11 protein-coding genes are annotated in these 11,481 nt (G+C 46.9%); 9 read left to right on the forward strand and 2 right to left on the reverse strand.

What is annotated here, in order from left to right:
• Positions 1–96: 96 nt before the first annotated feature.
• From ACS5NO_RS01300 to ACS5NO_RS01310, 3 genes are all read left to right on the forward strand, one after another.
• Positions 97–810, forward strand: coding sequence for a hypothetical protein (locus ACS5NO_RS01300; RefSeq protein WP_439413488.1), 714 nt, complete (start codon positions 97–99; stop codon positions 808–810).
• A gap of 840 nt (positions 811–1,650) precedes the next feature.
• Positions 1,651–2,073, forward strand: a complete 423-nt coding sequence (locus ACS5NO_RS01305; protein ID WP_439413489.1) for a hypothetical protein — start codon at positions 1,651–1,653, stop codon at positions 2,071–2,073.
• On the forward strand, positions 2,052–2,288 hold the full coding sequence (locus ACS5NO_RS01310) for a CPBP family glutamic-type intramembrane protease (protein ID WP_439413490.1): 237 nt from the start codon (positions 2,052–2,054) through the stop codon (positions 2,286–2,288). The genes ACS5NO_RS01305 and ACS5NO_RS01310 overlap by 22 nt, the downstream gene beginning before the upstream one ends.
• 86 nt (positions 2,289–2,374) lie before the next feature.
• Here ACS5NO_RS01310 and ACS5NO_RS01315 read toward each other — a convergent pair whose 3' ends face one another.
• Positions 2,375–2,638, reverse strand: a complete 264-nt coding sequence (locus ACS5NO_RS01315; protein ID WP_439413491.1) for a helix-turn-helix domain-containing protein — start codon at positions 2,636–2,638, stop codon at positions 2,375–2,377.
• A gap of 442 nt (positions 2,639–3,080) precedes the next feature.
• On the opposite strand from ACS5NO_RS01315, the gene ACS5NO_RS01320 reads away from it, so the two are divergent.
• Genes ACS5NO_RS01320 through ACS5NO_RS01340 form a run of 5 tightly spaced genes read left to right on the forward strand, consistent with a single transcriptional unit; the run spans position 3,081 to position 7,634 of the window.
• Positions 3,081–3,284, forward strand: coding sequence for a hypothetical protein (locus ACS5NO_RS01320; RefSeq protein ID WP_439413492.1), 204 nt, complete (start codon positions 3,081–3,083; stop codon positions 3,282–3,284).
• A 51-nt stretch (positions 3,285–3,335) separates the two neighbouring features.
• Positions 3,336–3,542 (forward strand): hypothetical protein, encoded by a 207-nt coding sequence (locus tag ACS5NO_RS01325; RefSeq protein WP_439413493.1) that lies wholly within the window; start codon positions 3,336–3,338, stop codon positions 3,540–3,542.
• Between the two features lie 52 nt (positions 3,543–3,594).
• Positions 3,595–4,290: a CPBP family glutamic-type intramembrane protease gene (locus ACS5NO_RS01330; RefSeq protein ID WP_439413494.1), complete on the forward strand. Its 696-nt coding sequence runs from the start codon at positions 3,595–3,597 to the stop codon at positions 4,288–4,290.
• Complete coding sequence (locus ACS5NO_RS01335) at positions 4,283–5,452, forward strand: beta-barrel domain-containing protein (protein WP_439413495.1); 1,170 nt, start codon at positions 4,283–4,285, stop codon at positions 5,450–5,452. The genes ACS5NO_RS01330 and ACS5NO_RS01335 overlap by 8 nt, the downstream gene beginning before the upstream one ends.
• A gap of 25 nt (positions 5,453–5,477) precedes the next feature.
• Entirely contained in the window at positions 5,478–7,634 is a 2,157-nt protein-coding gene (locus tag ACS5NO_RS01340) for a peptidase domain-containing ABC transporter (protein WP_439413496.1), read from the forward strand.
• Between the two features lie 5 nt (positions 7,635–7,639).
• On the opposite strand, the gene ACS5NO_RS01345 is transcribed toward ACS5NO_RS01340, so the two are convergent.
• The gene (locus tag ACS5NO_RS01345; RefSeq protein ID WP_439413497.1) at positions 7,640–8,689 is read right to left on the reverse strand and encodes a sialidase family protein; all 1,050 of its coding nucleotides are present in this window, start codon (positions 8,687–8,689) and stop codon (positions 7,640–7,642) included.
• A 302-nt stretch (positions 8,690–8,991) separates the two neighbouring features.
• Here ACS5NO_RS01345 and ACS5NO_RS01350 point away from each other — a divergent pair, with 302 nt between their 5' ends.
• A complete protein-coding gene (locus ACS5NO_RS01350; RefSeq protein WP_439413498.1) occupies positions 8,992–11,448 on the forward strand; it encodes an OmpA family protein in 2,457 nt (818 codons plus the stop codon).
• The last annotated feature ends 33 nt before the right edge of the window (positions 11,449–11,481 follow it).

Below are 11,481 nucleotides of genomic sequence, written 5' to 3' on the forward strand. Positions count from 1 at the left end.
GCCCCTAAATCCCCTAAAGGGGACTTGGACGCAGAATCTACCAAATGCAAAAAAGTCCCCTTTAGGGGATTTAGGGGTGTATTAAAAGCTAGAGTTATGAAGTTTGTAAAATGGACGTTTGCCGCCATCTGGTTATTCATGGGCGCGGCTTGTCAGGATAATGAAGTGGATCCCAATGGCCCGGTAACCTTGACCAACTCTGATTTTCGAACAAATACCGATGGTTGGGTTGCCGAGGTGACGGATTATTCGACGGCGCAGGAGGATATTATTGAGTTTCAGTCGGGCCACAAGGCATTGCCCGAGCCGCTGGATGTTTCCAAAAAGTCGTTCATGATTTCGGGGCACAACCGCAGCGATGATCTGTTCATGTTCCTGAAAAAGAAAGTGACGGGTTTGAAGCCGAATCAGACGTATTCGATTGATTTTGAAGTAGAATTAGCGTCGAAATACGGCGACAACAGCGTCGGGATCGGCGGTTCGCCGGGAGGTAGCGTCTATCTAAAAGCCGGGGTTTTGGCCACGGAACCGAAGAAAGTGAAGGAAGGCGACGACTACCGCCTGAACGTCGACAAAGGCAACCAGGCTACGGGCAGCGATGCCGTGCCGGTGCTGGGCAACATTGGCGCCGGAAACGATGCAACGCAGTATAAACTCATCCAGCGCAGCACCACGCAGCCGATTACGGCCAAAACCAACGATGCCGGTGAGTTGTGGTTGCTGGTCGGCACGGACTCCGGTTTCGAAGGGCTAACGACTTTGTATTACAACACGATCAAAGTCGTGGCGGAGGTGAAGCCGGGCAATTGATTGTAGAGAGCGTTGCAAAACCGCTCTGGTCTGAGGATCAGGGCGGTTTTTTTGTTTCAAGCCTACCCGTTTTTAGTTGTGAAAAAAGCGGTTGCGTAAGCGTTACTTTCCGGTCTTCGGTGCGTCTAAGGTAAGAAAAGCCGAATGCGTATCGCGTCAAAACTAGTAAAACTAGCTTGGTTAACGGTGTTAATACTAACCTTGATCAGGTTGTTTCATTTGGGGTATGACTATGCCACGGAGCGCATTACCAGGTCTCGGGAAAAAACCGCTTTGAATAACGCTCAAGAAAATGACAACCATCGCCAATTTATACAGACTGATTAAACGCGATCTGAAGCGTGGACTAGACACTGATACGTTAGATATCAAGACAATCTCTATGTTAGTAATGGCTTTCTGCTTTTTTATTCTGCTGGCAGGCCAACTGGCGTATTTCTTAGGTAGATATTATGGAAAATGTGCGTAGTGCGTTATGTTTTTAGTATTAAAAATGTCTGATCCAGATTGATTTTTTAATGTTATTCAGATGAAGCATTTAGATTCAGATACAGAGGAGAATATCAATTTATTTCTCTGTATGATAGGGATGTGTATGATTTCATTGGCGATTCTAAGGTATTTTTTTGATATCGGAAAAGAGTTTGCCAGATAAAGTTTCATTTTATTGCTACTTGACAGTAGGCAAGATATTATTGAAAACGTATCTGGTACTATAAGCTTTGGAACTGTTATCAGAGGGTACGAAACACTGAACACATTTAAAGATAAACCTAAAATTGATTCAGTTATTAACTTTAAAAAAGCGAAAGTGTAAATAATTATCAGACGTAAGTCCTAATGTATAGATTATTAGATATTTTTAGTGAAATTCTATACGCAAGTATGAGTGCTAAGGATAACTTTAAATCTGTATTTAGAGGATGGTTGCTCCATATTTTTTTTACTTTATTATCCATCATTTTTATTTTAATCATTGATAAGGAAATTCTTCCTTGGATCGGTGAGCCTTCGATTTATGCTACGCATTATAAGATTGATGACCTTCTTGAAGAGATAGGGCTATTTTATGGCGTGTTTCTGGTTACGATTCTGATTCCAATTTTTGAAGAATTATCTTTCAGGCTATTTTTGAAACCTTCGGGTTTTACAATCGCTATTTCAGTAGCTTTATTACTTTTTTTCTTTACAGGTGACGTTTACTACATTGATGGTTTTTCTTACTACCTCAGAATCCTGGTTTGCCTAATTGTTTTTTTGTAATACGTCGCTTTGACAAGAAAGTTTTAGAAGTTTATTCATCTGTAAGCCCTTCAAGCTGGATAATTGTTTCCTCTGCTATTTTCAGCCTGGCTCACATTACCAATTTTGATCCGATCCATTACTCGGTATGGTATCTATATCCCATTTACGTCCTACCCCAATTTTTCATGGGCTTGATTGCCAGCACCATTCGAATTAACAACGGATTGATATGATCCGTTTTGCTCCATATTCTGATTAATGGTTCCGTAGAATGGCCTAAACTGATTACCTAGGATTAATCCTACAACCCCACCGTCTCCTACTTTTTCTTTTGCTGGGTTCTGTTTTTTACCATGATCTGGATCATGCTCTCCTCATCAAAGGCAATCAATTGAACGACTGTAATTCTATAGAAGCAAGCTAGTTGTTGAAGAGTTTTGAACGTGGGATCAGTCTGACCCGCTTCATATTTCCGATACCCTTCGGTGCTTTTTCCCAGGCCATCTGCTACGCCCTCCAGAGTATATCCATACAGATCACGTAATTTACGGAGTATTCTTGCTATGTCGATATCCTGTTGCATAGAATGAGGTTTTTATGCTCAGACGTGCGGTTACCGAAAAAGTCACCTTAAAAGCAGAGATTGCCAGACGTTTGTAAAATAGTTGTCGGATTCCCACTGAGAGTAGAATTTTTACCACTCCCAGTGGCAGGATAATTGCTGGGCAGGTTTTAGGTTTGTGCAACCAATAACTGTTGCTCACCAGCCCGGGAGGATGAGATGGCGGGGAGATTGGGAGAACTAAACTTTTCAATCACATGGAGAATGAACTTAGTTTGAATCTTACCCTGTAGGAAATCACTGAAAACGATCTACAGGAAATTAATGGTGGATATGGTTACTGGGAAGGTCATAACCAGGGTTCTGCGGCCGCAGCAAGTTTTTTTTGGGATGTATTAGATGCAGCAGCTAATCTAATGGCTTCCCCTATTAAAGTACGGTAATCCACAAAATATAAACGACAATGAAAAAGACTCAAGAGTACATACTAGATTTTGGTTTTCAGGAAATACAAGAAAATGACCTGCGAAAAATTAATGGTGGTTATGGTTATTGGGAAGGGCACAACCAGGGATCTGCTTCTTTCTCGTCATTAGTTTCAAGTGCCTGGAATGAATTCTGCTCAGGTTTCAGCGATGGTTACTCTAATGCAAGACAAGGAAGGTAAAATAAGACTCTTTTACAATCATTTTTACTAATATTAACGCTATTGACAAAAATGGAAAATGAACAATTATCCCAGTGGGGAATCATTGAATTAGATTGCAAATCAATCTCTGAAATTGATGGAGGTAAATGGGCAGAAGACCTTGGATATATCTGTGGAGAATTAGTAGGACATGCTACAAATGCTGTAGAGATATTGAATCAAACACTGAAAGGATTCGTTGAAGGTTTACTGTTTAGTAAAGCTACTGGCCGTTGATAAATTTGACTGGTAGTTGTTGCGAAACAGCTACCAGTCAAAGTAATATACTATGAAAAAATTTGCATATACTACAGCTCTCTATTTTGGTAATAGGTGGGTGGATAAATTGAAAAGTGTTACGGTTGGCTTTTTTTTACATTATTTTTTTACATTAATAAGTGTAATATTGATCTTAGTTGTAGATAAAGTTTTTTTGCCATTGATAAGTGTTAATTCTATCTTGGAAAATCACCATGAAAGTTCAAGCTTATTAGAAGAATATGGTGTAATTATTGGTGCTATCATTGTGACATTAATTGGGCCATTAATTGAAGAAATTTCATTTAGACTTATTTTAAATCCTACTAAAAAAAATATAATAATTTCATCTACAATATTTTTTTTTCTTATATCAGGACCAGTTTGGTATTTAAGTACTTTTCCCACTATTCGGCTTTTGATATGCTTTTTTATATTTATATTTTTTTATACTTTTTCTGATTTTTTTAATGACAAATTGTTAAGATTAAATAAATTTTTTTTATTGGCAATTAGCTCTTTTGGATTTGCTTTATTTCATATCTTTAATTTTTCTAATTTCCATTTTATATTACTCCCAATATATTTAATATATGTTTTACCTCAATTTTTTTTAGGTGTAATATTAGGTATAATAAGGTTGAAAAATGGATTTTTGTGGTCAGTGCTACTTCATATTTTAATCAACGGTTCTGTAACGTGGCCTAAATTATTTACACATGGCTGACACGTCATTATCCGACCATGAGCTACTGGTTTACCTCCCCCGCGTCACCGTCCGAAGCCAACTCCTATACACCTCCGTTTTGCTAGCCATCACAGCGGCCATTGTCGCTCTCCCGTTCATTTACGTCGATGTGTCGGTTCAGGCATCCGGTTTAATCCGACCGGTGGCGGAGCGGAGTGAGGTTAAAACGACAGCCAGCGGCACGGTGGCGGTTTTGTGGGTACAGGATAATCAGGTGGTACGGGCCGGTCAGCCATTGCTGCGGTTGCAAACCGATATTGCGGATACGAAACTCCGGTTACTGACCACGCAACAAACCCAGAAACGGGCGTATATCCACGATTTGGAACAATTAACCCGGCTGACGGATAACCGCTTGTTTTCGGCAACCGGACTAACTTCCCCGCTCTACCGCCAGCAATATGAGCAGTTCCGCTATCTGGCGCAGGAAAACCTGCAAACCCAGCAGAAACGCCAGCGTGAGTTAGACGTGAACCGACAGTTGTATTCCGACAAAGTCATTGCCCGGCTGGAGTTTGAAGACAAGGAATTTGCTTACAAAACCGTCGTGGCCCAATACAAGACGCTGGTGGAACGTCAGCGGAGTGAGTGGCAAACGGCTTTATCCGAACACCGTTTGCAATTGACCGATTTGATGGCTCAGGAGCGTCAACTCAAACAGGAGCAGGCTTTCTCCACAATCAAAGCGCCCGTGGGCGGTACCATCAGCCAGCTTTCAGGTCGTTATGTCGGCAGTTTTGTGCAGGCCGGAGAGGTGGTCGGTTCCATATCACCCGATTCTACGTTGATTGTCGAATGTTATGCCACACCCAAAGACATCGGCCTGTTGCGGGTTGGACAGAAAGCCCGCTTTCAGATTGCGGCATTCAACTACAACCAGTGGGGTTTGCTGGAAGGTCAGATTCTGGACGTTGCCAATGATTTTATTCTGGTCGAAAACCAGCCGGTTTTTAAAGTCCGCTGCCAGCTCAGCCAATCGTTTCTAAGCCTGAAAAATGGGTACCGTGGAAATCTCAAGAAAGGTATGACGGTTCACGCCCGGTTTATTGTTACCCGCCGGTCGCTGTTCGATTTACTCTACGACAAGGCCGACGACTGGCTGAATCCGGTGAATCAGTCCGTCGTCAGTAGCATCCGTTAGGCGTGTGTCGCCTTCCCACCACACCATGAACAGCCGAATCAAAGTTAAACAACGCGACATTACCGACTGCGGGGCGGCTTGTCTGGCATCCGTAGCCGCGCACCACCGGTTATTGTTGCCCGTTGCCCGGATTCGGCAAATGGCCTCTACGGATCAGAAAGGAACGAATGTGCTGGGTTTGATTGAAGCAGCACAGAAACTCGGTTTTCAGGCGAAGGGGGTGAAGGGGCCGTTTGAAAGCCTCTCTAAAATCCCTAAACCGGCCATTGCGCACGTGGTGTTGAAGGGTGTTTTGCAGCACTACGTGGTGATTTATGACGTAACGCCAAAACACGTTGTGGTCATGGATCCGGGCGACGGTCTCATCCACAAAAAGACACACGACGAATTCAAGCAGGAATGGACGGGGGTACTGGTTCTGTTACTGCCGGATGAAACCTTTGAAACCGGTAATTCCAAAGCCTCGGTTTTACAACGTTTCGGTCAGTTGCTCCGTCCGCACCGGGCGGTTTTGGCTCAGGCTTTGTTTGGTGCCGTTGTGTATACCTTGCTGGGTTTGACCACTTCGATTTATGTGCAGAAACTGGTCGACAATGTTTTGCCGGAAGCCAACCAGAATCTGCTGAATCTTCTCAGTGTGGTGATGATCGTGCTATTGCTGTTGCAACTCTTCATAGGTACAGTCAAGAGTTTTTTCAATTTCAAAACCGGTCAGCGCATGGATGCGGCCCTCATTCTGGGCTACTACAAGCACCTGCTCAAACTACCCCAATCCTTTTTCGATAGCATGCGTGTTGGCGAGATTGTCTCGCGGGTCAACGATGCGGTTAAAATCCGGACGTTCATCAACGATACGGCTCTCAATCTGATTGTCAACGTATTGATTATCTTTTTCTCGTTCGGACTGATGTTCACCTACTATTGGAAACTGGCCCTGGTGTTGTTGCTGGTTATTCCGATGTATGCCTTGCTGTATTGGATTACGAACCGCATTAATCGGAAAAATCAGCGTCGCCTAATGGAAGATGCCGCCGAGCTGGAATCGCAATTGGTGGAATCCCTCAATGCCATGTCAACGATCAAGCGGTTTGGATTGGAGGAATATGCCGGAGCTAAAACCGAAACCCGGTTTGTGAAACTCTTGCAAACCATTTTCCAGTCGGGCAGTAGTGCGATTTACGTTGGAAGCATTTCCGAACTGATTTCCCGGTTATTTACCATTATTTTGCTGTGGGTAGGTGGTTGGTTTGTTCTTCATAATGAGATTACGCCCGGTGAACTCTTGTCGTTTTATGCCTTGATTGGCTATTTTACCGGCCCGGCAGCTAGTTTGGTCGGTGCAAACCGAACCATTCAGGATGCCTTGATTGCGGCCGACCGATTGTTCGAAATCATGGATCTTGAACGCGAAACTTCTGACAATACCATTAGTCTGAAGTCCGATATGATCGGCGAAATTTCCTTCCGGAACGTGTCCTTCCGCTACGGTTCCCGTGTAACGGTTTTTGACGATTTGTCGCTGACTATTCAGGCCGGAAAAATTACGGCCATTGTGGGCGAAAGCGGATCCGGTAAATCGACCTTATTATCGCTGCTGCAGGGACTTTATCCACTGCAAAAAGGAAGTATTTACATTGGCAATTTCGATATCAAACACATCAATCCCGCCAGTTTGCGGCAGGTAGTTAGCGTCGTACCCCAGAAGATCGATCTGTTTGCCGGAAACATCATTGACAACATTGCATTAGGGGAGTCGGTACCGGATATGAAACATGTTTTGGCTATTTGTCAGCAGTTGGGCATCGCTGATTTCATTGAAAAACTACCGAACGGCTTCCATACCTACCTGGGTGAAAACGGAGCGATGTTGTCAGGCGGTCAGAAACAACGAATTGCCATCGCCCGTGCCTTGTATCGAAATCCCGAAATTTTGATTTTTGATGAAGCAACATCGGCCCTTGATTCGGTTTCGGAGCAATATGTCCAGCAAACCATTCACAGCCTTCGTGACGCTGGAAAAACCATTCTGATCATCGCGCATCGGCTGAGTACCGTTCGTCAGGCCGATCAGATTCTGGTCCTGGAAAATGGCAAACTGGTCGAAGAAGGGACGCATCATGAACTGGTAAACAAAGGGAAAATCTACAGCCATTTCTGGCAACAGCAAACCGAATACCATTAACAATCCTACAACCCCACCGTCCCCGTCATCACCTTTCCATCCGATTCCCAGACGCAGACGGCGGTTTTGCCCACCACGGCTACACTGGGCATCTGGCCCTTTCCGACCGAAACCGCCGGCTTGGTCCCGGATTTCACCCAAACCACCCCGGCATCGTCCCAGGCCAGGAGTGGCCCCGTTGGTCCGGCGGTGAGCGTTATGTTGCGGCCAGTGGCAATGGCTTGCTCCGGTTCGCCGGGCTGGCAGGTATACAGCGTGTTTTCGCGTCGCCAAGCGGTGAAGGGTTGGCCCGTTGCCGAAATTGCCACTGCACCGCCGTCCATCGGGCAGGCTTTTAGTGGCCAGGTGCCGGTTCCCAGTTTTTGAGCCGGAGCGTAGGTTTTTCCGCCGTCGGTCGAGTGGGCCAGGTATAAATTCCGGGAGCCGTCGAGCCAGTTGCGGAACTGGACGTACACGTCATTGTTTTTAGCCGCCATCGAAACCTTGCAGCATTCGCAAACCGTGCCGTCGGGGGAGCGGTAAATCACCTGATTGGCCGACCAGGTTCGGCCCCCGTCGCGGGAGGTGGTTCCTACAATCTTGTTCTTCTTATCGTCCCGAAGGTCGAGCCAGGCGGCATGAAAGACTCCGCGCGACGCCCCGGCAACGGCCTGAAAACCCTCTTTGGCAATCTGAGGCACATCATTCATGCGAACGGCGGATGACCACCGGCCTGTTGCCCGATCCAGGGAATAGGCAAAAAGATCGCCCGCCCGGTTGACCGCACTGATGACGACGTACTGGGCCGTAACGGCGATTTGGGGACCTCGCTTGGCACCTGCTACCAGGTTTGGCAAAACCGCTACCAGCGTGGGTGTACCAAATGACGCAGTTTTGGAGGATGTGGTCGCGTAATAGATCGCCGAATCCTGGCCAAAAGTCAGATGCAGCTTGCCGCTGGGTTCGGCCACCACCACCGGCAAATGGCCGGGTGCGAGTGGATGACCGGAATCGGCGACCGGGCCAGTCAGGAGAATGGCAAACCCGTACAGCATCAAATAGAAAAAGGAAGGCATGGAATATAAAAATAAAGGATCAGGATTGAGGTAGCGAATTTAGCTAATATTTGGTAGGAAGCGTTTGCTTTTCCTAACGAACTGAAAATTGGTATCAACTCCGCCAGTTTTTGGCTGGCATGATTTATGCACCATCAGATTTGTTACCAATCCGTGGGTTTTATTGGTCTAATCGTCGTGATGGAATGAATCCGTCGTTTATTTTTAGTTGCTTTGTCAAACAATAAAATCCGGTTTCTTTCAAAAGAACGGCTTTGGCATAGTAAATGGTTTTGGCACGATCAAGTATGGGCACTTGTATTTTGAAACGTTGGCGTAAGTTCTGGTTCACCTGTGGATTGTTTTTCTATGCGGTGGCTGTCGGCTATGCGCAATCCGATACGCTGTTGCAGCAGGCTAACCGGCAGTATACGCTGAAAGCCTACGGGCGGGCCATTGAGATTTACACCCAATTATTGGCCGATTTGCCGGACAAATTGACGGCTGAACAACGCACGACGGCACAGGCTAATCTGGCGCATTCCTATCAACTGGCGGGTGATCTAAAAAAAGCAGAACGGGCTTACCAAGAGCTGACGACAGCTACCGAATTGAGTGGAAACCAGATTGAAACTTACCTCCACTATGCCCAAACCCTCGCTGCCAACGGGAAATACAGTGAATCGCAAAAGCAGTATGATCAATACAATAAACTGAAAGAAAAAGCTGTCCAGGCAGAATCCTCGCCGTTTTTAGACCCGGCGACGGGTGTGATCGGCAAAAAAACACCAACCCGCTACCGGCTGGAAGTCCTCGCGCTCAACACCTCGAACGCTGAATTTAGTCCGATGTATTACCGGGACGGGCTGGTGTTCGTGTCCGGAAAAAAGGCAAATGCCGCCATCGAAACGGCCGGAAAAGGCGGGGGAGGCAGTTACCTCGACCTCTTTTACGTTCAGGACCGGCAGCAATTGAAGGCCACCCAACTTATCAAAGCCGATGGCACGGTTTCAAAACCGGTGTCGGTAAAAGCCCGCAAAGCCCAACGGTCCGGCGGCAATTCGCGCAGCCGCGCTTCGGCCAACGATTCCCGCACCATTGGCGGATACGATGGCGGCATCAATATTTCGGAGGGATTGCGGTTTTCGAAAACCATTCAGCCTTTCAGCCGGTCGCTCAACAGCCGCTACCACGAAGGCCCGGTGACGTTTTTCAACGACGGCTATCAGGTCGTTTTTACCCGAAATAACTACGACGGTCGGCGGGTACGCCAAAGCACGGAAGGTGTGACGAACCTCAAACTGTATACCGCCGTTCAGCAAAATGGCACCTGGATCAATATTCAGGAATTGCCGTTCAACAGCGACGATTACTCGGTCGGACATCCGGCCCTGAGCAAAGACGACCGCTTGCTGTTCTTTGCGTCCGATATGCCGGGGGGCGTTGGTGGTACGGATTTGTACGTTGCCCGAAATGAAAACGGAAAGTGGTCGAAACCGGTCAATCTGGGGAAGGAAATCAATACAAAGGGCAATGACTTGTTTCCGTTTATCGACGAAAGGGGCAATCTGTATTTTGCCTCCGACGGCCGAAAAGGGCTGGGCGGACTCGATATTTACTACGCTCCGCTCGTCAATGGGGCGCCCGTAGGGCCGGTCGAGCACCTTGATGCGCCGATCAATTCCGATCAGGATGATTTTGGAATGATTACGGACGGAAACCGCAAAGGCGGTTATTTCAGCACCAACCGGCAAAAAGGCAACGACGATATTTTCCGGTTTGTTCGGGAAAGCTCGCTCTACGGATGCCGGAACCTGACGCTTCGGTTTTACGACGAGCTGACGAAATTGCCCATCGACAGTGTGCTGATCGACATAAAAGCCCGGGGCGAAGGGCGCAAAGACCGAACGGTGGTGACCAAAAAAGATGGTTTGGTGCAGTTGTGTCTGGAATCCAACAACGATTTTATTTTTCGGGCTTCCAAAGATAGCTACGTGACCAGCACGGTTGGTTTTTCAACCAACTCACTCACTGACGACTCGCCTTCCCGGCTGGAAATTGCGCTGAATCAACCCCCGAAAATTATTGATACCGTGCAGTATATACCGTTACCGGCGAATGATGGCTGGGATATTGTCGATTCTCAGAAAGCCAAAGTGCGGGGTATTGTCATGAGCGAAAAAGACCGGAAACCGATCGAAGGCGTCACTGTCAATTTGAAAAACGACTGCGACGGCGCCATCCGGCAAATCACCACCGGCGCCGATGGCCGGTATGAATTTGAACTCACTGAAGGCTGCGACTATACCCTCAGTGCCTCAAAAGAACGGTATGGGACGAATACAAACCGGATTAAGAAGCTGACACCCAGGGCTACCACCAAAGTGCTGTCGGCAGATTTGAACATGCTTCGGGTGGGCGACATTGTTCAGTTGGACAACATTTATTATGACCTCGACAAATGGACGATCCGGTCGGACGCGTCCAGGGAACTGGATAAGCTGGTGGCCACCATGCAGAAATACCCCTTGCTCACGGTCGAACTCCGATCCCACACCGACAGCCGGGGCGATGCGGCTTACAACCGGTATCTGTCGGCGCAGCGGGCCAATTCGGTGGTCAGTTACCTGGCGTCAAAAGGGATTAGCCGCAAACGAATGGTCGCGGCCGGTTATGGCGAATCGGTCCTGCTCAACAATTGCACCAATGAAGTGAATTGTACGGAAGCCGAACACCAGCGAAACCGCCGGACCGAATTCAAAGTGTTGTCGATCAAGTGAAAGCGGCATCCAGGCGGTCGGACGACCAGTTGT

Origin of the sequence: Larkinella fluvii (assembly GCF_051857545.1) — a bacterium.
Classification (GTDB): domain Bacteria; phylum Bacteroidota; class Bacteroidia; order Cytophagales; family Spirosomataceae; genus Larkinella.

Coding starts and splice junctions, on each gene's coding strand:
- ACS5NO_RS01330 (WP_439413494.1), top strand. CDS start 3,595: ATGAAAAAATTTGCATATACTACAGCTCTCTATTTTGGTAATAGGTGG.
- ACS5NO_RS01325 (WP_439413493.1), top strand. CDS start 3,336: ATGGAAAATGAACAATTATCCCAGTGGGGAATCATTGAATTAGATTGC.
- ACS5NO_RS01315 (WP_439413491.1), bottom strand. CDS start 2,638: ATGCAACAGGATATCGACATAGCAAGAATACTCCGTAAATTACGTGAT.
- ACS5NO_RS01320 (WP_439413492.1), top strand. CDS start 3,081: ATGAAAAAGACTCAAGAGTACATACTAGATTTTGGTTTTCAGGAAATA.
- ACS5NO_RS01305 (WP_439413489.1), top strand. CDS start 1,651: ATGTATAGATTATTAGATATTTTTAGTGAAATTCTATACGCAAGTATG.
- ACS5NO_RS01300 (WP_439413488.1), top strand. CDS start 97: ATGAAGTTTGTAAAATGGACGTTTGCCGCCATCTGGTTATTCATGGGC.
- ACS5NO_RS01340 (WP_439413496.1), top strand. CDS start 5,478: ATGAACAGCCGAATCAAAGTTAAACAACGCGACATTACCGACTGCGGG.
- ACS5NO_RS01345 (WP_439413497.1), bottom strand. CDS start 8,689: ATGCCTTCCTTTTTCTATTTGATGCTGTACGGGTTTGCCATTCTCCTG.
- ACS5NO_RS01335 (WP_439413495.1), top strand. CDS start 4,283: ATGGCTGACACGTCATTATCCGACCATGAGCTACTGGTTTACCTCCCC.